Raw genomic sequence first — 23,814 nt, 5'->3', positions numbered from 1 at the left:
GATTTTTCCAGCAATGGATGCGAGAAATTATATCAACAAAAATTGCGCTGCCAGCAAGTAAATCTCGCTGGTGTCTCCTACTATAAGGCCGAAGCTTCAGACTTCAATGGCCCTGACTGAATTGTTACACTTAAGGCCACCATGTGACTTCCCTCAAGGACAGGTCACGTCAGGATATCCCCGATTTGCATTGCGCTTGCAATTAGTGGAATATGAACAAAAAGGTAGCACAATAATTCAACCATCCGAGACAAGCAGCCAGGCCCGCCTCGCTGACCGATTCCTATGCGCATCCTCCTTGCTGAAGACGACAGCGTGCTGGCCGACGGCTTGACCCGTTCCCTGCGCCATTCCGGCTATGCCGCCGATTGCGTCAAGAACGGGGTGGAGGCCGATTCGGCCCTGTCCACCCAGGACTTCGACCTGCTGATCCTGGACCTGGGCCTGCCCAAGATGTCCGGCCTGGAAGTGCTGCGCCGCCTGCGGGCGCGCAATTCGCGCCTGCCGGTGCTGATCCTGACGGCGGCGGACTCGGTGGAACAGCGCGTGCAAGGACTCGATCTCGGTGCGGACGACTACATGGCCAAGCCCTTCGCGCTCTCCGAACTGGAAGCACGGGTGCGGGCGTTGACCCGGCGCGGTGCCGGCGGGGGTCCGACCGTGATCAGGCATGGTCCGCTCTCTTTCGACCAGGTGGGCCGCATCGCCTACATCGGCGAACAGATGCTGGAACTGTCAGCGCGGGAACTGGGCCTGCTCGAAGTATTATTGCAACGCACCGGCCGCCTGGTCTCCAAGGAACAGCTGGTGGATCACCTGTGCGAATGGGGAGAGGAAGTCAGCAACAATGCCATCGAGGTCTATGTCCATCGTCTGCGCAAGAAAATCGAGGTCGGCGGTGTGCGCATCGCCACCGTGCGCGGACTCGGCTATTGCCTGGAAAAGCTGCCCGAGACCGGTGCCGTACCGCTGGCAGCCTCCAACGGCGCGGCTTGAAGGCGCGCACTTCGCTGCACGCATCGGAGCAGCCGCGCGCTGACAGATCATGACCGCGCGCGATCCCTCCCCCGCCGCTCCTTCGCCCTCGCCTGTCGAGCCGTCCCAGGACGCCCCTGCCGCATCCGCCCCGCGCAAAAAACGCCGTGCCGCGCTGGCCACCCAACCGGTGGAACGCATACAGCGTTCGCTCTTCGGTGAAATCCTCGACTGGATGCTGGCGCCGCTGCTGCTGCTGTGGCCGATGAGCATCGCCATCACCTACCTGATCGCGCAGTCGATCGCCAACCAGCCCTTCGACCGCGCCCTCGAAGACAGCGTGACCGTGCTGGCCCAGCAGGTTTCCGAAGTCAACGGCAAGGTCGTCGCGCGCCTGCCAGTCTCGGCGCGCGACCTGCTGCGCGCCGACGACATCGACAACATCTACTACAAGGTCACCGGCCCCAGTGGTGAATATGTGGAAGGCGACGTCGACATGCCCCAGCCGCCCGGCGAGGATGACCGCACCACGCTGGGCACGGTGCAGTTCCGCAATGACATCCTGCACGGCAGCGACGTGCGCATCGCCACCCTGCAGGTGGACCTGCGCCGCAGTGCCGCCCAGCGCGCCGCCCAGCGTGATCCGCGCATCGCCACGGTGCAGGTCGGCGAGACCCTGGAAAAACGCGCCCAGCTCGCCAACGAAATCATCAAGGGCGTGATCCTGCCGCAGTTCGTGATCCTGCCGGTGGCGCTGGCGCTGGTGTGGTTCGCGCTCTCGCGCGGACTTTCACCGCTGTCGGAATTGCAGCAGCGCATCCGCGCACGCCGCCCCGATGATCTCTCCCCCATCGACTCCGGTCAGGTGCCCGAAGAAATCTCGCCTCTGGTACGTTCGCTCAACGACATGCTGGCGCGGCTGTCGCAAACCATCGCCATCCAGAAGCGCTTCATCGCCGACGCCGCACACCAGATGAAGACGCCGCTGGCAGGCATGCGCATGCAGTCCGAACTGGCACTACGTCAGGATGACCAGGACGACGTGCGCCGCTCACTGGAACAACTGGCCAAGAGTTCGGAAACCGCCACCCGCCTGGTCAATCAATTACTCTCGCTGGCCCGCGCAGAGAACCAGCAATCGCAAGCGGGCGGCATGGTGCCGCTGGAACTCAATGAGCTGGCACGCGGCGTGGTGCAGGACTGGGTGCCGATGTCCTTCACGCAGCGCATCGACCTGGGGTTCGAGCAACCTGACCATCCCATCCTCATCACCGGCAACCCGGTGATGCTGCGCGAATTGCTGTCCAACCTGCTGGACAATGCCCTGCATTACACACCGCACGATGGCAATGGCCGCGTCACCGTACGCGCGCGTACCGATGAAGGCGGCGGGCTCGCCATCCTGGAAGTGGAGGACAACGGCCCCGGCATTCCGGTGGCCGAGCGCGCCAATGTCTTCGAGCGCTTCTATCGCATCCTCGGTACGCCCAGCACCGGCAGCGGCCTGGGCCTGGCCATCGTGCGCGAGATCGCCCAGCAGCACGAGGCCGTGGTGGAGATCACCCACAATCCGCGCTGTACCGATCCCAAATATCCGGGCAGCCTGTTCCGCGTGAGCTTTCGGATGATGCCGCGCACGCCCTTCTTCGACGACATCACCTGACATGGACCAAGGCGCTCCTCCCACCGACCCCGGCAACCAATGGCACCGCACCCGCCGCATCACGGCATGGCTGCTGGTGCTATGGTTCGCAGCCACGTTCTTCTTCATCTACTTCGCGCGCGAGCTGGACCGGGTGCACCTGTTCGGCTGGCCGGTCTCCTTCTACATGGCCGCGCAAGGCATGATGCTGATCTACCTGGCCATCGTGGTGATCTACGTGCGCCGCATGCGGCGTATCGAACAACTGGTCCGACGTGAACAAGGCGAGAGCGGGCATGGAGAGTAACAAGGACTTCTTCCGGCGCCTATGCCGCTATTACGGACTTTATACGCTGGGCTTCATCGTCTTCCTGTGCGTGCTGGCCATCCTGGAACGCGAAGGCATGCCGCGCTCGTGGATCGGCTACCTGTTCCTGTTCGTCACCATCGGCCTGTACGCCGGCATCGGCGTGGTCTGCCGCACCTCCGACGTGCCCGAATACTATGTCGCCGGAAGGCGCGTTCCACCGCTCTTCAACGGCATGGCCACCGCCGCCGACTGGATCTCGGCCGCGACCTTCATCAGCCTGGCCGGTGGCCTCTATCTGCAGGGCTTCGACGGCCTGGCCTACATCCTCGGCTGGACCGGGGGCTACTGCCTGGTGGCGTTGCTGATCGCACCCTACCTGCGCAAGTTCGGGCAATACACCATCGCCGATTTCCTCGCCGCGCGCTATCCGGGCAAGCCTGGCACGCAAGGCGCCAACGTCATCCGCATCCTGGCGGTGGCGGCCACCATCCTGATCTCCTTCACCTACGTGGTGGCGCAGATCTATGGCGTGGGCCTGATCACCTCGCGCTTTACCGGCATCGATTTTTCCATCGGCATCTTCCTCGGACTGGCCAGCATCCTGGTGTGCTCCTTCCTTGGCGGCATGCGCGCCATCACCTGGACCCAGGTGGCGCAATACATCATCATCCTGTTCGCCTACCTGATCCCGGTCGTCTGGCTCTCGGCCAAGCACGCCACCGTCCCGGTGCCACCGGTGGCCTATGGCGCCGTGCTGCCCAAGCTCTCGGCGATGGAACACAAGCTGGAAGACGATCCGAAGGAAAAGGAAGTGCGCCAGATCTTCCAGGCGCGCGCCGATGACTATGACCGTCGCCTGAAGAACCTGCCGCAATCCTGGCTCGATGGCCGGGTGGAGGCGCAGAACCAGGCCGACCAGGTGCGCCGCGATGCCAGCGCCTCGCTGGCCGAGATTAAAGCGGCCAGCCGGGCGCTGTCGTCCTATCCCAAGTCGCAGGAAGAAGCCGAACGCAAATGGACCGAAGCGCGCGCCGCCAACCTGGCGCGGGCGCAGCCGCCGGTGTCGCAGACCGACCCCTTCCCCGGCCGCGATGCGCAAAGTTCGGACATCAAGCGCAACAACTTCCTGGCGCTGGTGTTCTGCCTGATGCTGGGCACGGCCGCCTTGCCGCATATCCTGATGCGCTACTACACCACGCCCACCGTGGCCGGGGCGCGCAGCTCGGTGTTCTGGACGCTGTTCTTCATCATGCTGATCTACCTCACCGTGCCGGCGCTCACCGTGCTGGTGAAATACGACATCTACACCTCGCTGGTGGGCAGCAGCTACAGCCACCTGCCGGACTGGGTGTATTACTGGGCCAACATGGACAAGCTCAATCCGCTGGTGTCCATCAATGACCTCAACCGCGACGGCGTGGTGCAGTTGGGCGAGATCTCGATGGATGGCGACATCATCGTGCTGGCCATGCCGGAGATCGCCGGACTGCCGTATTTCGTTTCCGGGCTGGTGGCCGCCGGCGGGCTGGCAGCGGCGCTTTCCACCGCCGACGGGCTGTTGCTGACGATCTCCAATGCACTCTCGCACGACGTGTATTACAAGGTGGTCGATCCCACGGCCTCCACGCAAAAGCGCGTCACCATCTCCAAATTGCTGTTGCTGGTGGTGGCCCTGCTGGCGGCCTATGCGGCCTCGCTGAAACCGGGCGACATCCTGTCGATGGTCGGCGCGGCCTTTTCGCTGGCGGCCTCCACGCTCTTCCCGGCGCTGGTGCTGGGCGTGTTCTGGAAACGCGCCAACCAGGCCGGGGCGATCGCCGGCATCGTCTGTGGTTTCCTGATGTGCGTGTACTACATGCTGCACACCAATCCCTCCTTCGGCGGCAGCGCAGCCGGACAGTGGTTCCACATCGCACCGATCTCGGCCGGTATCTTCGGCGTACCGGTGGGCATGGCCGCCATGGTCATCGTCAGCCTGCTCACGCCGCCACCGGACGAAGCCACCATCGCGTTGATCGATCACATCCGCACGCCCTGAGCAGGCTGCCCGGCCGGGAACGCAGCGCGTTTTCCGCTTTTTTACATTTTCCTTCACGCCTCTTCCCCTGCCCTGCCGCCCCTGCCCACGGGGCGGGGGGCTGCGCGCATTTCTTCATCAAGTACGTTTGTGTTCGATTGCCGCACATATGAGCATTTATCGAACAACTCGGCGGCACATTGTTTTATACTTTTCGCACAAAAAAGAAAAACCGTCGTCGCAACCATTTCTGAAGAGAGAGACATGAGACCAGAAACCCCCGCCCTGGACGTCCAGGCTTTCATCAACCGCGAGCCCTTCTCGCGCTATCAGTGGCTGATCTTTGCCCTGTGCTTCTTCGTCGTTCTGCTGGACGGCTTCGATACCGCCGCCATCGGCTTCATCGCCCCTTCGCTGCTCAAGGACTGGGGCATCGCCAAGCCCGACCTGGCGCCGGTCCTGAGCGCGGCCCTGTTCGGCCTGGCCGCTGGCGCGCTGACCTCCGGCCCGCTGGCCGACCGCTATGGCCGCCGCAAGATCCTGCTGCTGTCGGTGCTGGTGATGGGTGCGGCCTGCATGGGCTCGGCCTTTGCCAGCAACCTGCAGGAGCTGACCATCCTGCGCTTCCTGACAGGCCTTGGCCTGGGCGCGGCCATGCCCAACGCGGTCACGCTGACCAGTGAATACAGCCCGGCCGCACGCCGCGCCATGCTGACCAATGCCATGTTCTGCGGCTTTCCGCTGGGAGCGGCGCTGGGCGGCTTCCTCGCGGCCTGGATGATTCCGCTGTGGGGCTGGCGCAGCGTGCTCATGCTGGGCGGTGCCGCCCCGCTGCTGCTGTTGCTGGTGATGCTGCCGGGCCTGCCCGAGTCGGTGCGCCACATGGTGGCCAAGGGCTATGCAGCCGAGCGCATCGGTGCCGTCCTGCGCCGCATCTCGGCCTCGGCCGCCGGCTTCAACCGCTTCACCCTCGCCGAGACCGGCCCGCAAGGTGAATCCGCCACCGGCAAGAGCGGCATCGCCCTGCTGTTCGAACCGCGTTACGTGGTGGGTACCTGCATGCTGTGGCTGGCTTACTTCATGGGGCTGGTGATCTTCTATGCGCTGGTGAACTGGATGCCGGTGCTGTTCAAGGATGCCGGCCTGGCGCCCAGAACCGCCACGCTCATTTCGGCGCTGTTCCCGCTGGGCGGCGTGGGTGCCATCCTGTTCGGCTGGCTGATGGACCGCTACAACGCCAACCGCGTCATCGCCATCGGCTTTGCCGCCACGGCCGTGGCGGTCTTCGGTATCGGTCAGGCGGTCGGCAACGTGGGTGCGCTGACGGTGGTGGTGTTTGTGGCAGGCACCCTGATGAATACTGCGCAATCGTCATTGCCGGCGCTGGCGGCTGCTTACTACCCGACCCGGGGCCGTGCCACCGGCGTGGCCTGGATGCTGGGCGTGGGGCGCTTCGGCGGCATCGCCGGTTCCTTCCTGGTGGCCGAACTGACGCGCAGCCAGTTGGGCTTTGGCGAAGTATTCGCGGTAGTGGCCACGGCCGCGCTGGTCTCGACCGTAGCGCTGCTGGTCAAGCAGGCCTCGGACCGCAACCGTCCTGACGGCGGCAAGCCGCTGATGGTGGCCGATGCCGGAGCGCACTGACGCGCCAGCCTGAACTGAAATGACATGGCCACTGATCTTGCGATCAGTGGCCATTCTTTTTGCGTACTCATGTGACACGATGACCGTTCTGCGGTGGGCTGGCGCCAAGAGAGGAAGCCATCTTGGCGACGAATATCGCAATGATGCCGGGCTGGAAGAAGAATATTTCTGCGTGCCAAGCATAGCCCCGCACAACTTGCCTGCTATGGACTTGCCTGGCTCATGCGCGGCATTTGCATCGATTCCTGCATCTGTTTGATGCGGGCAGCATTGGCATCGTCTTGCTTGCGGGTTTCATCTTCTTCCTTGGCATCGGTCACGCCGAAGGCATCGACCGCACGCGTCTGGAAATAAAGCGTCGAAGACAGCAGGTGATCGTGCCAACTGGTCAACATCGTGTCGTGCACCAGCAGATCGAACAGCGCCATGACCTCGTCGGGCAGTGTTGTCTTGCCGCTCAAGGCTGCGATCCAGGCGTCGGCCAATATGGACTCTTCGGGGCTCATTAGGGGGCGTGCGGGCTGGTAAGTTGGCGGCATTCCCGGCGGACTCATTCCCTTTGCCCGCCAGGGGGCTTCACGTTCATCCATCAATTTTTTCCATTGGCTCTTGCGGCGTGGCTCATCATCGATCCGCTTCTGCTCTTGTGCGCGTGTCTCGGTGATTTTTTTGGACTCTGAATCAAGCCGTTCCCACACGCTGACGAAAGGCCGATGCACTTCATAAATCGTCTTTTGCATCGTACTCTGATCGTCCTGTTGCGCCTTGAATAACGCGCCTGTGGCTCGCCCGTAGCGCTCCTGATCGAATGGCTTTGCGGCTCGCGCTGCCTCGAACTCCGCCTGCGCGATCTCGACGCGTTTCTGTTTTGCGCGTTGCGCTGCCTTCACTTCGTCTGCGTGACTGGTCACCGACGCGCGAAACTCCGGCGATTGATATCGCACCGCCAGCCATTGAATAAACACCTTCATGTGCGCGATAAAATCAAGACCTTGCGTACGCGGAACGATCTTCCGGTAAGCGGCTATCAGGTCCATCATCTGGTAATTGGATTTGCCGTCCCTGATGGGGGCTGCCAACGAGAATTTCTTGAAACTTTCTGGTTTGAATCTGGCAAGATCTTCCATCCTATCGAGCATCGCGCCTGCCATCAGTGCTTCGTTGAGCATGTCGCGCAAAGCCACCCGCTGCAGTTCTGCGCGAAATCCCATTGAGCCATCAGGCGCGCCACCCGTGATGTCTTCGCTGGTGCCCGGATAGAGAAACTGCTCGCCACGGGTTTTCTCTAGACTATCGAGCCGCTGGTAAAAACGCAGTTCATGGGCGGCAGCAAAATGCACGCATTTCTTGACGGCCGGCGGCACGCCTAGCGGACGGTCGCCGAAGTTTTGCTTGACCATGCCCACTAAGGGCAGAAAACCGATCAGCTTGTTTTCTTCGATCAATGACGATACTGCATCGAACATGCCGAGAAACTTGATGTCGATGGCGTCGCCCTCGATGGCCAGATCTTCTGCATTGGCGCGCTTGTATTTGCGCGCCAGTTCATTGACGAACGCACGAGCGATGACTGCGCCGCGATCCGCACCAAATACGGAGACCTGAATCCGTTGCACCTTTGGAATCTGCGCCTTGGCATCCTTATAGGCAGCCTCGAACTGATCAAGTGCGGCGGTCAGCCTGGCATCCACCCCTGTTCCAAACACGGTTGAGGCGGCTCTGCTGTCTCTCACCAAGGGAATGGAGTCCACGATCAGATCGGAAAAAACCGTTTTTGCCGCCGCCCAGCCTGCCTTCAACGGATTTTTCTTGGCGTCATACAACAGGTCGCGCACCGATGCCTTGCCGCGCGTCACCCACTCGTTTCCCTCGGCCAGGCGCAAGACATTGCGAATGTTTTCCGGTGCCTCCTTGATATCCTTGATGATGTCCTTGTAGGCTTTTACCACAGGCCTGAACGACATTTCCGACAATGAATCCTTCAGGGCCTTGGTTCCGATCTTGGTCGGAGAAGCCAGCTTTGCGACACCATCCAGCTTGTCCACGCCTGTTGCCTCCTTGGCGGTCGACTTTGCTTTGTCCATCACCGCCTTGCCGGCGTTTGTCGCGACCTTCAATGCGCCGGAGATGATGGCGTTACTTGCTGCATCATCATTCAGGGGCGTACCTAGTCCGGAATAGTAAAAGGGGTACCAGAATTCATTCGGCGTATTTCTTCTTCGTCTATCGTTGTTATCACGATAAGCCTCCCACAAGCGGCAAATGTTCGAGTAGCGGGAGCTGGCCGGATCATCCAAATCTCTGGAGCGTCCAAAACCGTCAAAAAAGAAGCCCATGTGAATATCGCACTGGCAAGTGAGCTTGTGAGCCTTTCGCGTCGCTGCAATATGCGCCGCCATTCCAAGAACGACCTTGGGCGGAGTCTTATCCGCAGGGCTGATAGCGCCATCATCCGAGGTCTGGACTTCAGCCATTGCTTTCCCCAGTTTTGACATGTTTAAATTTATTAGCTTTTATTTCACGTCGCGTTTCCTCTGAAAGCGCCTCTAGCTCACGCCCGAATTCGCCAGGCTTTCCTTTTGTGGAATTAATGATTTGTTGCACCACCGGATGCTGATCAAAATCCTTATTAACAAAGAGGGTGTAATAAACATACTGCTCCAAATCGTCATTATCAGTCAGACGATACTTTTTCCATCCTTCGGCAGCAACGCGAGCCGTGCGGCGAAAGACAGCGAACTCATCAAGTTTCCCCTGAGGATTCATGAGATCTTTATGCTTCTGCATGAGGCGATAATCGACCTCTGAAAAATCAATACGAGAACCTCTCAAATCCGTTCGAAACTCAAATTCGATATGATCATCCGGATAAAAATGCAGACCTAATATTCTGGTGCCGGCCCCTCCTTCGACTTTGGTGGGAGGTAGATGCACCTCCGTTTTTTTCTCTATGTATTTAATCGGAGCGTATAAGTCCTTAATTGCTTCATCAGCGTCATACACTCGCCAGTCAACCGTAAACTCTGTTCCTTTTAACGAGTAACAACAGCTAAGCCGGCCCTCTCCGGAACCGGGCGGTAAATCTCCACCGCCACTGGCCCTATTGCCATATTTATCGGTGACGACAAAACGGCTCAAGTTATATGGCGTGTAATTAAACCCCTCAACACTCAAGCCACCATATGTCGGCTCCGATGAAATGGCGTCACAGCCGGCCAATGAGACCAGCAGCACGAGACACAGCGAAACGAGACCTGCTTTTTTCATGCTTTTCCCTTGAAAACAAGTGGGCGTGCCACTGAACGGGCGTCGCCGACGGTGACGCATGGACGACGTATATTTTTTCTAATGTTGCCCGTGATTCAACATGTCGATGCGCCTTGACGGGCATTTGGACGATGCGCGATGCCGATTGTTCCTGCAGTGCGGGAATTCATGGTGCGCGGCATGAAGGCTGCGCGAGGCACGCAAGGCCGGCTCTGGAGCAGGAACGCGAGAGAAATGATTAGAACCCATTTCATGGGTTCGAAAAGAACGACGCCGCTCAGATCGACAACTGCAAACCCTGCGCCTCTTCCCCCGGCAACACCGTCACGGCCACGTGCATGCTCTGCTGGCCGCCGCCGATGAGCACGCCGCGCAAGGGCGAGATATCCAGGAAATCGCGCCCCCAGCCCAGCGTGATGTGGCCGGTATCGGGGAAGATGCCATTGGTCGGATCAGCATCGATCCACGTACCTTCGACCCCATCCGCCCCCGGGCAATACACCGACACCCACGCATGCGAGGCATCGGCACCGATCAGGCGCGGCTGCCCGGGCGGCGGTTCGGTCAGCAGATAGCCGCTGACGTAGCGCGCGGCCAGTCCGATGGAACGCAGGCAGGACAGCATCAGGTGCGCAAAGTCCTGGCACACGCCACGGCGGTTGACGAAGACCTCGGTCACCGGTGTGGAGACGGTGGTCGCTGCCGGATCGAAAGCGAATTCCTCATGGATGCGCATCATCAATGCACGCACCCCCTCCACTACCGACAGGCCGGGACTGAAGCACTCGGCCGCATAGCGGATGAATTCGCGCTTGATGCGTACGTGCGAGGATTCGAACAGGAAGTTGGACGCCTCCAGCATGCCCGGTGCCATCAGGCGACCGCCGTGGTAAGCCATCAGCGTGGCCGCTTCCTCCCACTGCATGCCCGGCTGCTGCGCCGGACGCGGCGTGAGCGCAACCCAGGAGTCAGCCTGCACGTCCAGGCTGGTGTGGTCGGTGTCCAGCGAAAAGGCCTTGATGACGTTGCCGAAATTGTCTTCGTAGCTGCGCACCAGATGCGGCCCCGGCAATACGTTCACCGTATGCGAGAGGCATTGCTGCCAGGGCAGTTCGCGCGGAGTCAGGTGCAGCACCTGATGCGACAGGCGCACCGGCAGCGAGTACTGGTAGGTGGTCTGGTGATGGATGCGATAGACGTGGCGCTCGCTCATGTCATACCCCCTGACTGACCGGTGCGGTCAGCGGCGTGAAGTAATGGCGCGAGAGATCATCCGAGAGCATGTAGCCGCCACTGACCGCATCGCGCATCAGTTGCGTCAGGCGCGCGTTGGCCTCCTCGACGTTGGGATGGTCGTGGGCAAACTCGCTCAGGGTCATCGACTCAAGCTGGCCAGACAAGTGCGTGGGGATGCTCATGCTCAGCAAGCCCAGCTGCTGCGCGATCTCGCTCATGTATTGCTGCAGCATGCGGAACTGGAAGGCCATGCCGTGGGGATTGCTCACGTCGAACACCAGCAGGTGCAGTACCGGCAGCCATTCGGGCGTACGACGATAGCGCACGCGATAGGTGACGATGCTGCTGGCCGCCTCCAGCAGCCAGGACAGCGCAGCGGTCTGGCGCTTTGGCGGCAGGCGCAGGAAGTTGTCGAACAGCGCCGCCATGTTGGCCATGCGCTCGATATGGCGACCCATCATCAGGAACTGCCAGCCGGCATCGCGCGTCATGTCGTCCAGCGCATGGCCGGCCAGGCCCGAACAGGCATCGATCACGTTGCCCAGCACGTGCTGGGCGGCAGCCGGTGTATTGATGCGTTCCTGCACCATCGCCGGCATCTTGGTCAGGGCGTGCCAGTTGTCCAGCGACAGATGCTCGCGCACCTGGTAGGCGGCATTGGCCAGCTGACGCAACTGCGTGGCCACGCTCACCGGTGCGGACGGATCGACCACCGCCGCCTGCAGGCTCTGCTGCAGACCGGTGATGGTCGGACGCGGTTCCGACTTGGGCATCTGCACACCCAGCTGGCTGCAGATCCACGACACGCTGCCCAGCATGCCACGGCTCTCGCTCTGGCCATCCATGGTGTATTGCAAGGTGGTGCGCAAGAGGCGCGAGAGATTCTTCACGCGCTCCGAATAGCGTCCCATCCAGAACAGGTTCTCGCCCGAATGCGAGGACACATCCACCGTGCCCTTGATGACCGTGACGTTTTCTGCACCATGATGCTCATCGGCCGCAACGGCGTCGGGGCGCTCCTGCTCGCGCAGCACCCACACATCCTTGCTGGTGCCGCCCTGCTGCATCGAGACCACATCGCGTCGCTGACGCGGGGCCACACGCGTCAACCCGCCCGGCATGACCTGGTAGCCGCCTTCGCCATCGGCCACCGCAAACACGCGCAGGCTGATGGTCCGGTTCATCAGGCGATAGTCGCCACTGCGCGCCATCACCGGGGCCTGCGACAGGCGCACCCACTCCTGCGCGGCATAGGCGTGCGGCTGCAATTGCAGGCTTTCGATCAGGCGGCGACGCGCCGCGCCCGTGACGGTATGGCCGAACACCGGCTGCATGCGCATGGAGGAAAACGCCGGCACGATCACCAGCTCATCGAAATGCGCCAGTGTGTAATCGAGTGCCGGCTTCTCGCCGCACCACCACGAAGCCACCGACGGCAGCAGCAGCGACTCCCCATAGAGCCGCTCGTTGATGGCCGGCAGGAAGCCGTGCAGCGCCGTCGATTCCAGCACGCCGCTGCCCAGCGAATTGGCGATGACCACATTGCCCAGCCGTGCGGCCTGCGTCAGGCCCGGCACACCGAGGGCGGAATCGGCACGCAACTCCAGCGGATCGCAATAGTCGTCATCCATGCGACGCAGGATGGCATGCACGCGGCGCAAACCATTCAACGTCTTCAGGAACACCTGGTCGCTGCGCACCGTCAGGTCCACCCCTTCCACCAGCGGGAAGCCCAGCGTATGCGCCAGGAAGGCGTGTTCGGAATAGGTTTCGTTGTAGGGGCCGGGCGTGAGCAGCACGATCAGCGGGACTTCACCCTGGGCCGGGGCCAGGCGCGTCAACATCGCGCGCAGGGTATGGAAGTAGCGATGCGGCGACTCCACGTGCATGTCGCGCAACGCCTCGGGCATGGCGCGCGCCATGATCTGGCGGTTCTGCAAGGCATAGCCGGTGCCGGACGGGCCCTGCGTGCGGTCCGACACCACCCACCAGGTGCCATCGGCCGAACGGGCCAGGTCGATCGCATAGGCATGCAGATGCACGCCGCCCGGCGGCTGCCAGCCGTGGCAGGGCATCAGGTAGCCATGCTGGCCGAACACCAGCGCCGGCGGCAACAGGCCTTCGGCGATCAGGGTCTGGGAACCGTAGATGTCGGCGAGCAGGCCATTCATCAGGCGCGCCCGCTGGGCCACGGCGCGCTCCAGGAAATCCCATTCCTCGGACGACACCAGATGCGGCAGCAGATCCAGTTCCCAGGGCCGGTTGGCGCCCTTGGGGTCGGCATAGACGTTGTAGGTCACGCCGTCGGAGGCGATGGCGTCGCGCACCTCGTTGGCGCGCCGGCGCAGCATCTCCGGCGAGAGGTTTTCAAGCTGGTCGATCAGCGTTCGCCAGTGCGGGCGCAGGCGGCCGTCGGCGGCCAGCATCTCGTCATAACGATCGCTGGCTACCGGATAGCTTTCCAGTAGACGCTGGGGCATAAGTCAGTGGGTGGCCGGGCTGCGCACCGCTCCAGCAGCGGCGCCCGGCTCAGTTTTAGAAGTAGCGTAAGTCTAACGTAAAAGGAAACTCGACAGACGCCCGCGCCGGGGTGACCTGCCATTTTCCCGGCGTATGGTTCATGCGGAAGTAGCGCGCCAGACGACGGCTTTCCGCCTCGAAGGCATTGACCGGGAAGGTTTCGTAATTGCGGCCGCCCGGATGCACCACGTGATATTGGCAACCGCCGAGACTGCGGCCATTCCAGGTATCGATCAGGTCGAAGGTCAGCGGCGAATCCACCGGGATGGTCGGATGCAGCGCCGAAGGCGGCTGCCAGGCCCGATAACGCACACCGGAGACGAACTGCCCGACGGTACCGGTCGGCTGCAGCGGCACCGCAACACCGTTGCAGGTCAGCACGTAACGGTCGGAGGCCATGCCGGTGATCTTGACCTGCAAGCGTTCCAGCGAGGAATCCACATAGCGCGCCGTGCCGCCACCGCTGTTTTCCTCGCCCAGCACGTGCCAGGGTTCGAGCGCGGTGCGCAATTCGACCTGCATGCCCTTGACCGCATAGTCACCGATCTTGGGGCAGCGGAATTCCATGTGCGGCGCGAACCATTCCGCCCGCATGGGATAGCCGGCCTCGTTCATGTCGGCGATCACGTCGGCAAAATCCTGCTCGATGAAATGCGGCAGCAGGAAGCGGTCATGCAATTCCGTTCCCCAGCGCACCAGGCGCGCAGGCTTGTAGGGCTCCTTCCAGAAGCGCGCCACCAGGCCGCGCAGCAACAGTTGCTGGGTCAGGCTCATGCGCGCATGCGGCGGCATCTCGAAGGCGCGCAACTCCAGCAGACCAAGACGGCCGGTGGCACTGTCGGGCGAATACATCTTGTCGATGCAGAACTCGGCGCGGTGGGTGTTGCCCGTCACGTCGATCAACAGGTTGCGCAGCAGCCGGTCCACCAGCCAGGGCGGGCAATCGCCCTTGGCGACCTGCTTGTCCATTTCGCTGAAGGCCAGTTCGATTTCCACCGTCGAATCATTGCGCGCCTCATCGATGCGCGGCGCCTGCGAGGTCGGGCCGATGAACATGCCCGAGAACAGATAGGACAGCGAAGGATGGTTGTGCCAGTACGAGATGAGGCTGCGCAGCAGATCGGGCCGGCGCAGGAAAGGGGAATCACTGGTCGTGATGCCGCCCAGCACCATGTGATTGCCGCCGCCGGTGCCGGAGTGATGACCATCGAGCATGAACTTTTCGGTGGTCAGACGCGAGGCGCGTGCGGCGTCGTACAAGTGCGTGGTCTGCTCGACCAGTTCGCTCCAGTTGTTGGCCGGCTGGATGTTGACCTCGATCACGCCGGGGTCCGGCGTGACGCTGAACTTGCGCAGGCGCGGATCGTGCGGCGGCTCGTAGCCTTCCAGCAGCACCGGCTGTTTCAGTTCCTCGGCCACCGCTTCGATGGCAGCGACCAGTTCGAGGTAATGCTCCAGTTGCGACAAGGGCGGCATGAACAGGTAGAACACGCCATTGCGCACCTCGGCGCACAGGGCCGTGCGGGTCAGCCAGTTGGCCGATTCGAAAGGCGCGGGCACACGCTGGCTGGCGGTGTGCGTTGCTGCCGCTGCACTGGCTGCCGTGGCGGCACTGCTGCGACCATCACCGGCGATGGCAGCGGCGATGCTGGCGGCCTTGTCCACACGCGCGGCCGGTTCCTGCGGGCTGCCCAGCTGACGGCGGATCTCGGCGCTGCCGGGCAGCGCACGGAAGGCCTGCGTAGGATCGGCCGGGTAGACGGCGGGATACTCGCCCTCCCTGACCCACGGCAGCGAATCCAGCGGCAGACGATAACCCAGCGGCGAATCGCCCGGATACAGGTAGCAGCGCTCGCTGCGCAGGAACCATGCGCCGCTCTGCCAGCCGCGCCCATCATTGCGGCGCGCCAGCGGCAACACATGACCGACCGCACTTTGCAGGCCCTGCGTGAAGACCTTCATGAGACGCTCGCGCTCCTGCTTGTCATCCACGCGCGAATCGAAGGGATCGACGTTGCCCGGCAGACGACGCTCGCGCCACATGTAGTAGAACACGTCTTCGTAGGCCGGGAAGACGTTCTTGCCATCCACCTGCAAACGCTGCGCCACGCGGTGCAGGAAATGGCTGGTGACGATCTTGTCGCTCACGTTCGGCCTGGTTTCGTCGCCGATCAGGGCTGGATTCAACCAGATCGGTTCGCCGTCGCGGCGCCAGTAGCAATTGAGCGCCCAGCGCGGCAGCTGCTCGCCCGGATACCACTTGCCCTGACCGAAATGCGGCAGGCCCCGCGCAGCGTACTTGTTGCGCATGCGGTGATACAGCTCGGCAGCCAGCGGCTTCTTGGTCGGCCCCATCGCGGCGGTGTTCCACTCCGGCTCGTCCGGGTGATCCAGCGAGACGAAGGTCGGCTCGCCGCCCATGGTCAGGCGCACGTCATTGGCCTGCAGGTCGGCGTCGATGGCATGACCCAGTTTCTCGATGTCGGCCCATTGTTCTTCGGTATAGGGCTTGGTCACGCGCGGCGCTTCCCAGATGCGCCTGACCGACATCAGGTGTTCGAACTCGACCTCGCAGGGATCGACCAGACCGCTGACCGGTGCGGCCGAGGCTGGCTCCGGCGTGCAGGACAAGGGGATATGACCTTCGCCGGCGAACAGGCCCGAGGTCGGGTCCAGCCCGACCCAGCCGGCACCGGGCAGATAGACCTCGCACCAGGCGTGCAGGTCGGTGAAGTCGGCCTCGGGGCCGGAGGGGCCATCGAGCGACTTCTGGTCGGCGGTCAACTGGATCAGGTAGCCGGAGACGAAACGCGCCGCCAGCCCCAGATGGCGCAGCAACTGCACCAGCAGCCAGGACGAATCGCGGCACGAGCCGGACTTCAGTTCCAGCGTTTCTTCCGGCGTCTGCACGCCCGGCTCCATGCGGATGGTGTAGCCGATGTGGTTGGCCAGCTTCTGGTTCAGCGCCACCAGGAAGTTGGCACTGCCGACCTTCTCGCGCGGGATGCTCTTGAGGAATTCTTCGAACAGCGGCGACAGCGGCAGCTTCTGCCGGTAGGGCAGCAGTTCGTTCTGCAGATCCTCGGCGTACTCGAAGGGAAATTGCTCGGCATACGGTTCGAGGAAGAAATCGAAGGGATTGATGACCGACATCTCGGCCACCAGATCGACCTCGATCTTGAATTCGGTGGTCTTCTCCGGGAATACCAGGCGCGCCAGGTAGTTCGATTCCGGGTCCTGCTGCCAGTTGATGAAGTGCGGCTCGGGCAGCACGCGCAGTGAATAACTCAGGATACGGGTACGGCTGTGCGGGGCGGGACGCAAGCGGATGACTTGCGGACCCAGGTTGATGGCACGGTCGTACTTGTAAGAGGTGACATGGTTCAGGGCCACGTGGATCGACATGGAATTCCTTTACGACAAGCAAATGGTCAAGCGCGGGGCTTGGTTGTTGTTGGCGACATGCAGGGAAAAGCTACTGCATACCTTGTTTTTCTTACCGCCTGATTACTTCCGGACTGACTTTCCTGATGACATTCTTGATGGAAGGCACCTCGTTGTGAGTGTAAGCCAGAGTGTTAGGGCCGGGGACTGAAAAACTTAATCTTGCGATCCGGAAAACTAAGTTTTTACACCTCCCTCGGCAGCACGCCCTGAGGTCATCGGTGATGCATGGAAATGAAATCGCGCAGGCGCGGATAGATTTCGTTCTCCCAGCGCCGTCCATTGAAGACGCCGTAATGGCCCACCGCCGTCTGAACATGGTGCAGGCGCATGTAGGGGCGGATGCTGCTGCACATTTCCTGTGCGGCCACGGTCTGGCCGACGGCGCAGATGTCGTCCTTCTCGCCCTCGATGGTGAAGAGCGCGGTGCGGCGGATGGCGGCCGGATTAACCACGCGCTCGCGGTAGGTCAGCCTGCCCAGCGGCAGCGCATGCTCCTGGAAGACGGTGCGCACCGTTTCCAGGTAGAACTCGGCCGGCAGGTCGGCCATGGCGAAATACTCCTCGTAGAAATCCTTGATCTGCGCCGCCTGCGCCTGCTCGCCCTCGACCAGGTGCTGATAGAGCTTGCGGAAGGCGTCGATGTGGCGGTTCAGGTTCATGTTCATGAAGGCGCCCAGCTGCACGAAGCCCGGATAGACGCGCCGCCCTGCACCTGCGTGGCGGGCCGGGACGGTGCTGATCATGTTCTTCTCGAACCAGCTGATCGGCTTGCTCTTGGCCAGGGCATTGACGGCGGTCGGATTGACGCGGGTATCGAGCGGTCCGGCCATCAGGGTCATGGTGCGCGGCTGCGCCGGATGATCGTCCTCGGCCATCACCGAAGCGGCCGTCAGCGCGGCCACGGTGGGCTGGCACACCGCCAGCAGATGCGTGCCCGGCCCCAGCACGGCGAGGAAATCGATGACGTGGGAAACGTATTCATCCAGGCCGAAACGACCATGCCCGGTGGCAACGTCGCGCGCATTGCGCCAGTCGGTGATGTAGACGTCGTGGTCGCGCAGCAGCGTCTTGACGGTGCCGCGCAGGAGCGTGGCGAAGTGCCCCGACATGGGCGCCACCACCAGGATCTTGGGCTGCACCGCCGCAGTTTCCTTGCGGAAATGCAGCAGACCACAGAAGGGGGTGGCGCTGATTTCCTCTTCATGCACCGCAATTGTGCATCCGCCATCGACCACCTCGCCGATCTCGAAGGGCGGGCGCACATGGGTGAGCTGGGTGCGCGCAAAGACCTCACAGGCCGAGGCCATCTTGCGCAGGGCCGGATGCGCCGGCACGCCGGGCCAGGTCGCGCCCAGCACGGGCGCCATCATGCGGGCACAGGCCCGCAGCGGATCGGTGGCGTCGGCGTAGTTCTGGTAGAGCTGATAGGTGTTGATCATGAAGCGCCGCCCTCGGGTTGTCTCTTATTGGTGTCCGCTCGCCGAGGCAAAGATGCAATTGTCATGCCATTGATGGGCCGTCAGGCCATGCAAGAGCGCCTTCTGGCGGGCCGGTGGCGCTTTCGTAAGCGGGCAGCAAGGCTCCCGGCGCGCGCCCTGCACTTTCCCGCGAGCTGGCACAAGCTTTGCAAGCAAAAGACGTACGGACCGGTTCAGTGGTCCGTGCCTTCCCTGAAGCGCAGACAGGGCGGGCAAGATGATGACGAAGATGATGAACAAGACACCGCCGCTCACGCGGCAGCGTGCCCAAAGTCAACCTGCACAAAACAGATAAAGGACTGACATGCCTAAGACGACTTTGCGCATCACCAGCAAGAACTACTCCTCGTGGTCCCTGCGCGGCTGGCTCATGGCCAGGTTCGCCGGGCTCTCTTTCGAGGAAGACATCGTGCCGCCGGACGACCCGTCGGCGCGGGCAGAGATCCTGCTGCTGTCTTCCTCCATCCTGGTACCCAGCCTCCATCATGGCGACGTACTGGTATGGGATACGCTGGCCATTGCCGAATATCTCAACGAAATCCGCCCCGGCGCCAGGCTGCTGCCGGCCGATCTCGCTGCCCGTGCGCATTGCCGCTCGGTATGCGGCGAAATGCATTCGGGTTTCTCGGCCCTGCGCGCGGCGCTGCCGATGAACCTCAAGGGCCACTTCCCCAACTTCAAGGTGTGGTCGCGTGCGGAAGCCGACATCGTGCGCATCACCACCATCTGGAAGGAATGCCTGGCCAAGTACGGCGGGCCCTTCCTGTTCGGCGAACAGCGCACCATGGCCGATGCCATGTATGCGCCGGTGGTCACGCGCTTCATGACCTATGACGTCAAGCTCGATCCCATCTGCACCGCTTATGCCAAGCGCATCATGGCCATGCCGGAGATGCAGGAGTGGATCATGGCGGCCAAGAAGGAACCGGAGGATATCGACGAACTGGATGTGGAATTCTAGGGCGCAGAAGCATCAGTAGCATCAGCACCGGCAGCAATGGCAGGAGAGTCGCGCCCGTTTTTTGTCGCAGGCCCATGGCGGGAGACCGCAGAAAGGATGGATGTGATGAATACCGTAGCTGATCCAAGCGTACTGGCGCAAAACACTTTCTCGCATGTGAGCGAGGGCGACACGCCCTATCAAACAGGCGGACTGCGCGACTTCTTCCTGTACCGCGATCTGGGCATTGCCGCCGCCACCGGCGGCCAGGTGGTGGCGCAACTGGTCAAGGCCAACATGGCACCGCAGACCGGCACCGGATGGCACCGGCATGAGGCCAACTTTCACATCGTCATCATGTTGAAAGGCTGGGCGCGCTTCATGTATGAAACCGAGGTCACGCTGGTCAAGGCGGGCGACTGCGTACACCAGCGGCCGGGCATCGTGCACTTCCTGTTCGACTATTCGCCCGACATGGAGTATCTGGAAATCGTTAGTCCGGCCGACTTCAAGACCATCGATATGCCAGCCCCCTGCGAGGTTCCTGCACCGACGCCATGGACTAACTGAAGCCGCTGCGGGTCTGCGTTTGATGGCAGCAGACCCGTTCGGGCGAGGAGCAAAAGCATGCAATTTTCCTCTGTCAAAAAATTCAAGCCTCTGTTAGTCTTTCTTCATGCACGCTGGCGCTGGCGTGCAGCGGCAGTCCCCTAGCGCCATCGCATTACGCTGTAACCACGCTGTAGTTTTGCCGTACCCACCGCCTCTGTTTTCGTTACAACCTACTTAGAAAGATTCCCGCTTCCCACGGGAACGCGAAGCAAATCTATGGCACATTTTTTTGATGAGATGTATTCAGGAGGCGCAAGCAGCGAAGCAGGTCAAGTGCGTCAGCACTATGCAGAATTCGCCAGCTGGCTTTCGGCGCAGTCGCCGGAAATCATCGCCCGCAAACGTGCCGAATCCGACCTGATCTTCCGCCGTGTCGGCATTACCTTCGCCGTCTATGGCAACGATGCCGGCACCGAGCGCCTGATCCCCTTCGACATCATCCCGCGCATCATCCACAAGGCCGAATGGGCCAAGCTGGAAGCGGGACTGGTCCAGCGCGTCAAGGCGCTCAACATGTTCATCCACGACATCTATCACGAGCAGAAGATCGTCAAGGCCGGCATCATCCCGCCCGAGCAGATCTTCCAGAACGCGCAGTACCGGCGCGAGATGCAGGATGTGAACGTGGTCAACGACATCTACGCACACATCGCCGGTGTGGATATCGTGCGTGCGGGCGAGGGTGAATTCTACGTACTGGAAGACAACCTGCGCGTACCGTCCGGTGTGTCTTACATGCTGGAGAACCGCAAGATGATGATGCGGCTCTTCCCCGATCTCTTCACGCGTCACAAGATCGCACCGGTCGATCACTACCCCGACCTGCTGCTGGACAACCTGCGTTCGGTGGCACCGGCCGGCGTGACCGATCCGACGGTGGTGGTGATGACCCCGGGCATGTACAACTCGGCCTACTTCGAACATGCCTTCCTGGCCCAGCAGATGGGCGTCGAACTGGTCGAGGGACAGGACCTCTTCGTCAAGGACAACGTGGTCTACATGCGCACCACGCGCGGCCCCAAGCGGGTCGACGTGATCTATCGCCGCATCGACGACGACTTCCTCGATCCGCTGGCTTTCCGTCCCGATTCGGCGCTGGGCGTACCGGGCCTGTTGCAGGCCTATCGCGCCGGCAAGGTGACGCTCACCAATGCCATCGGCACCGGTGTGGCCGACGACAAGTCGATCTATCCGTATGTGCCGGACATGGTGCGCTTCTATCTGTCCGAAGACCCGATCCTCAACAACGTGCCGACCTACCAGTGCCGCAAGAAGGAGGATCTCTCTTACACCCTGGCCAACCTGGAAAAGCTGGTGGTCAAGGAAGTGCACGGCGCCGGCGGTTACGGCATGCTGGTCGGTCCGGCGTCGACCAAACAGGAGATCGAAGACTTCCGCGCGCGCATCATCGCCAAGCCCGATGGCTATATCGCCCAGCCCACGCTGGCACTCTCGGTGTGCCCGACCTATGTGGAATCGGGCATCGCGCCGCGCCACCTCGATCTGCGTCCCTTCGTTTTGTCGGGCAAGCAGATCACCATGGTCAAGGGCGGACTCACGCGCGTGGCACTGAAGGAAGGCTCGCTGGTGGTGAACTCGTCGCAAGGCGGCGGCACCAAGGACACCTGGATTCTGGAGAAATAAGATGCTGAGCCGTACCGCCGATCACCTCTTCTGGATGGCCCGCTACACCGAGCGCGCCGAGAACACCGCCCGCATGCTCGATGTGCATGTGCAGACCGCCCTGCTGCCACAATCCACCGACGACGCCGAGCAGGGCTGGCGCGCCGTGCTGGGTATCTCGGAGCTGCTCTATGGCTACAACCAGAAATACGACAAGCTCACGCAGAAGGACGTCATCGACTTCATGGTGCGCGACCCCAACAACCCGTCCTCGATTGCCTCCTGCCTGCGGCAGGCGCGCGAGAACGCGCGTGCGGTGCGCGGCGCCCTGACCACCGAAGCCTGGGAAATCCAGAACGCCACCTGGATCAAGATGCAGTCCTATCTGCAGACCAATGCGCTGGAGCAGAACCCGAGCGATTTCTTCGAATGGGTCAAGCACCGCTCGCACCTCTCGCGGGGCGTGACCATCGGCACCATGCTGGAGGACGAGGCTTTCCACTTCATCCGCCTGGGCACTTTCCTGGAACGTGCGGACAACACGGCGCGCATCATCGACGTCAAGTTCCACGGCGCCAAGGAAGCGCAGTCGCAAAAGCTCAACGGGCAGTCGCAATCGCAGTCGCAAAGCCAGGCCGCCCATGATGAAGCGGGGCAGCTGGACTTCTACTACTGGGCCGCGATCCTGCGTTCGGTGTCGGGCTTCGAGATCTATCGCAAGGTCTACCGCGATGTCATCACGCCCGAGCGTGTGGCCGAGCTGCTGATCCTGCGTGCGGACATGCCGCGTTCGCTGCTGGCCTGCATGGGCAACGTGATCTCCAACCTGCACCACGTGCGCAACGATGTCTCGGCCGATACCGAACGCTTTGCCGGCAAGCTGCATGCCGATCTCAAGTTCGCCCGCATCGAGGAAATCCTGGACGCCGGCCTGCACGATACGCTCACCGAATTTTTGGAGCGCATCTTCGAGCTGGGCAATCGCATCAGCCGCGATTTTCTTGTTCCTTTGGCAGCGTAAGCCGTCCCTGGCTGTGCTTCGGATGAAATAAAGAAGCACAGCCACTGTCATCTTTTCCGGAAACAGGCCGTTACTGTAGGTACGTCACGACAGATGTCCCCGGCGCACGCGCTCTGGCGCCGGGCCTTACGGTAAAATCCGGCTTTCCGTTTCCACGTATCACGATTCCATCATGACCTACTGCGTAGCCATGCGCCTCAACAGCGGCCTGGTGTTCCTGTCCGATTCGCGCACCAACGCGGGCGTGGACCATATCGGCACCTTCCGCAAGATGAGTGTTTACGAGAATCCGGGCGACCGCGTGATGGTCCTGATGACCGCCGGCAACCTGTCGATTTCGCAATCCATCCGCCAGATGCTGACCGACCGCACCAATGCCGAGGGGCGCAGCATCTGGACCGCGACCACCATGTACGAAGCCGCGCAGATCCTGGGTGATGCCATCCGCGCCGTGCATGACCGCGAAGCCGCCGAGCTGAGCAAGTTCGGTATCGATTTCAACGTCAGCATCATCTTCGGTGGCCAGATTCGTGGCGAGCGCTGCAGGCTGTTCCAGATGTACTCGGCCGGCAACTTCATCGAATCGCACGATGAGAATACCTACTTCCAGATCGGCGAATCCAAGTACGGCAAGCCCATCATCGACCGCGTGGTCACGCCGCATACCTCGCTGGACGAAGCGGCCAAGTGTGCGCTGATCTCCATGGATTCCACGCTCAAGTCCAACATCTCGGTGGGCCTGCCGCTGGACCTGCTGGTCTATGAAAACGAAGACCTGGCCGTGACCCGCTTCGTCACCATCGATGAGCAGAACCAGTATTTCCAGATGATCCGCCGCAGCTGGGGTTCGCAATTGAAGCGCGTCTTCGAGGCCATCGACGATCCGGTCTGGGATGCCCCGCCGGAAGATACCCTGAACGTGCTCTCGACGGCCACCGACATCAGCGAGCCGGTGCGCGTGCCGCCGCCCAATGGCGTGGCGCGCGGGCTGCAGGCGGTGCCGCGGCAGATCCTGGCGGAGCAGGATGGGGATGTCGGGCAGGCCAGCTGAAGGCTGGTCCGGAAATCTTAGATTTTTCTTG

The 23,814-nt window shown here is 61.9% G+C and carries 16 protein-coding genes; 10 read left to right on the top strand and 6 right to left on the bottom strand.

Annotation, left to right across the window (positions count from 1 at the left end; genetic code table 11):
• Positions 1 to 285: 285 nt before the first annotated feature.
• The 5 genes from AACH55_RS03165 to AACH55_RS03145 all read left to right on the top strand — a co-directional run bounded on the left by AACH55_RS03165 (position 286) and on the right by AACH55_RS03145 (position 6,588).
• Positions 286 to 996, top strand: coding sequence for a response regulator transcription factor (locus AACH55_RS03165; protein ID WP_338717968.1), 711 nt, complete (start codon positions 286 to 288; stop codon positions 994 to 996).
• Between the two features lie 49 nt (positions 997 to 1,045).
• Positions 1,046 to 2,638: a sensor histidine kinase N-terminal domain-containing protein gene (locus AACH55_RS03160; protein WP_338717967.1), complete on the top strand. Its 1,593-nt coding sequence runs from the start codon at positions 1,046 to 1,048 to the stop codon at positions 2,636 to 2,638.
• 1 nt (position 2,639) lies between these two features.
• Entirely contained in the window at positions 2,640 to 2,924 is a 285-nt protein-coding gene (locus AACH55_RS03155) for a DUF4212 domain-containing protein (protein ID WP_338717966.1), read from the top strand.
• On the top strand, positions 2,914 to 4,965 hold the full coding sequence (locus tag AACH55_RS03150) for a sodium:solute symporter family protein (RefSeq protein ID WP_338717965.1): 2,052 nt from the start codon (positions 2,914 to 2,916) through the stop codon (positions 4,963 to 4,965). The genes AACH55_RS03155 and AACH55_RS03150 overlap by 11 nt, the downstream gene beginning before the upstream one ends.
• A 243-nt stretch (positions 4,966 to 5,208) precedes the next feature.
• Entirely contained in the window at positions 5,209 to 6,588 is a 1,380-nt protein-coding gene (locus tag AACH55_RS03145; RefSeq protein ID WP_338717963.1) for an aromatic acid/H+ symport family MFS transporter, read from the top strand.
• A gap of 203 nt (positions 6,589 to 6,791) precedes the next feature.
• On the opposite strand, the gene AACH55_RS03140 is transcribed toward AACH55_RS03145, so the two are convergent.
• From AACH55_RS03140 to phaZ, 6 genes are all read right to left on the bottom strand, one after another.
• Positions 6,792 to 9,062 carry a DUF2235 domain-containing protein gene (locus tag AACH55_RS03140; protein ID WP_338717962.1) on the bottom strand — a complete coding sequence of 757 codons (2,271 nt, stop codon included), beginning with the start codon at positions 9,060 to 9,062 and terminating at the stop codon, positions 6,792 to 6,794.
• Complete coding sequence (locus AACH55_RS03135) at positions 9,055 to 9,855, bottom strand: hypothetical protein (RefSeq protein WP_338717961.1); 801 nt, start codon at positions 9,853 to 9,855, stop codon at positions 9,055 to 9,057. The genes AACH55_RS03140 and AACH55_RS03135 overlap by 8 nt, the downstream gene beginning before the upstream one ends.
• Positions 9,856 to 10,132: 277 nt before the next feature.
• Positions 10,133 to 11,068, bottom strand: a complete 936-nt coding sequence (locus AACH55_RS03130; protein ID WP_338717960.1) for a transglutaminase family protein — start codon at positions 11,066 to 11,068, stop codon at positions 10,133 to 10,135.
• Position 11,069: 1 nt separating this feature from the next.
• The gene (locus AACH55_RS03125; RefSeq protein WP_338717959.1) at positions 11,070 to 13,571 is read right to left on the bottom strand and encodes a circularly permuted type 2 ATP-grasp protein; all 2,502 of its coding nucleotides are present in this window, start codon (positions 13,569 to 13,571) and stop codon (positions 11,070 to 11,072) included.
• Between the two features lie 55 nt (positions 13,572 to 13,626).
• Complete coding sequence (locus tag AACH55_RS03120; RefSeq protein ID WP_338717958.1) at positions 13,627 to 17,016, bottom strand: transglutaminase family protein; 3,390 nt, start codon at positions 17,014 to 17,016, stop codon at positions 13,627 to 13,629.
• Between the two features lie 254 nt (positions 17,017 to 17,270).
• Positions 17,271 to 18,497: a polyhydroxyalkanoate depolymerase gene (phaZ, locus tag AACH55_RS03115; RefSeq protein ID WP_338717957.1), complete on the bottom strand. Its 1,227-nt coding sequence runs from the start codon at positions 18,495 to 18,497 to the stop codon at positions 17,271 to 17,273.
• Positions 18,498 to 18,840: 343 nt separating this feature from the next.
• Here phaZ and AACH55_RS03110 point away from each other — a divergent pair, with 343 nt between their 5' ends.
• From AACH55_RS03110 to AACH55_RS03090, 5 genes are all read left to right on the top strand, one after another.
• Positions 18,841 to 19,497: a glutathione S-transferase family protein gene (locus AACH55_RS03110; protein ID WP_338717956.1), complete on the top strand. Its 657-nt coding sequence runs from the start codon at positions 18,841 to 18,843 to the stop codon at positions 19,495 to 19,497.
• 105 nt (positions 19,498 to 19,602) lie between these two features.
• The gene (locus AACH55_RS03105; protein ID WP_338717954.1) at positions 19,603 to 20,046 is read left to right on the top strand and encodes a cupin domain-containing protein; all 444 of its coding nucleotides are present in this window, start codon (positions 19,603 to 19,605) and stop codon (positions 20,044 to 20,046) included.
• Between the two features lie 258 nt (positions 20,047 to 20,304).
• A complete protein-coding gene (locus AACH55_RS03100; RefSeq protein WP_338717953.1) occupies positions 20,305 to 21,732 on the top strand; it encodes a circularly permuted type 2 ATP-grasp protein in 1,428 nt (475 codons plus the stop codon).
• 1 nt (position 21,733) lies between these two features.
• Complete coding sequence (locus AACH55_RS03095) at positions 21,734 to 22,732, top strand: alpha-E domain-containing protein (RefSeq protein ID WP_338717952.1); 999 nt, start codon at positions 21,734 to 21,736, stop codon at positions 22,730 to 22,732.
• 172 nt (positions 22,733 to 22,904) lie between these two features.
• Positions 22,905 to 23,783: a peptidase gene (locus AACH55_RS03090; RefSeq protein WP_338717951.1), complete on the top strand. Its 879-nt coding sequence runs from the start codon at positions 22,905 to 22,907 to the stop codon at positions 23,781 to 23,783.
• Positions 23,784 to 23,814 lie beyond the last annotated feature (31 nt).

It is taken from the genome of Herbaspirillum sp. DW155 (genome assembly GCF_037076565.1).
GTDB lineage: Bacteria > Pseudomonadota > Gammaproteobacteria > Burkholderiales > Burkholderiaceae_D > Herbaspirillum.
Note: the sequence above shows the minus strand (reverse complement) of the source record. Positions and strands in the feature narration are given on the sequence as shown.

Coding starts and splice junctions, on each gene's coding strand:
- AACH55_RS03165 (WP_338717968.1), top strand. CDS start 286: ATGCGCATCCTCCTTGCTGAAGACGACAGCGTGCTGGCCGACGGCTTG.
- AACH55_RS03160 (WP_338717967.1), top strand. CDS start 1,046: ATGACCGCGCGCGATCCCTCCCCCGCCGCTCCTTCGCCCTCGCCTGTC.
- AACH55_RS03155 (WP_338717966.1), top strand. CDS start 2,640: ATGGACCAAGGCGCTCCTCCCACCGACCCCGGCAACCAATGGCACCGC.
- AACH55_RS03150 (WP_338717965.1), top strand. CDS start 2,914: ATGGAGAGTAACAAGGACTTCTTCCGGCGCCTATGCCGCTATTACGGA.
- AACH55_RS03145 (WP_338717963.1), top strand. CDS start 5,209: ATGAGACCAGAAACCCCCGCCCTGGACGTCCAGGCTTTCATCAACCGC.
- AACH55_RS03140 (WP_338717962.1), bottom strand. CDS start 9,062: ATGGCTGAAGTCCAGACCTCGGATGATGGCGCTATCAGCCCTGCGGAT.
- AACH55_RS03135 (WP_338717961.1), bottom strand. CDS start 9,855: ATGAAAAAAGCAGGTCTCGTTTCGCTGTGTCTCGTGCTGCTGGTCTCA.
- AACH55_RS03130 (WP_338717960.1), bottom strand. CDS start 11,068: ATGAGCGAGCGCCACGTCTATCGCATCCATCACCAGACCACCTACCAG.
- AACH55_RS03125 (WP_338717959.1), bottom strand. CDS start 13,571: ATGCCCCAGCGTCTACTGGAAAGCTATCCGGTAGCCAGCGATCGTTAT.
- AACH55_RS03120 (WP_338717958.1), bottom strand. CDS start 17,016: ATGTCGATCCACGTGGCCCTGAACCATGTCACCTCTTACAAGTACGAC.
- phaZ (WP_338717957.1), bottom strand. CDS start 18,497: ATGATCAACACCTATCAGCTCTACCAGAACTACGCCGACGCCACCGAT.
- AACH55_RS03110 (WP_338717956.1), top strand. CDS start 18,841: ATGCCTAAGACGACTTTGCGCATCACCAGCAAGAACTACTCCTCGTGG.
- AACH55_RS03105 (WP_338717954.1), top strand. CDS start 19,603: ATGAATACCGTAGCTGATCCAAGCGTACTGGCGCAAAACACTTTCTCG.
- AACH55_RS03100 (WP_338717953.1), top strand. CDS start 20,305: ATGGCACATTTTTTTGATGAGATGTATTCAGGAGGCGCAAGCAGCGAA.
- AACH55_RS03095 (WP_338717952.1), top strand. CDS start 21,734: ATGCTGAGCCGTACCGCCGATCACCTCTTCTGGATGGCCCGCTACACC.
- AACH55_RS03090 (WP_338717951.1), top strand. CDS start 22,905: ATGACCTACTGCGTAGCCATGCGCCTCAACAGCGGCCTGGTGTTCCTG.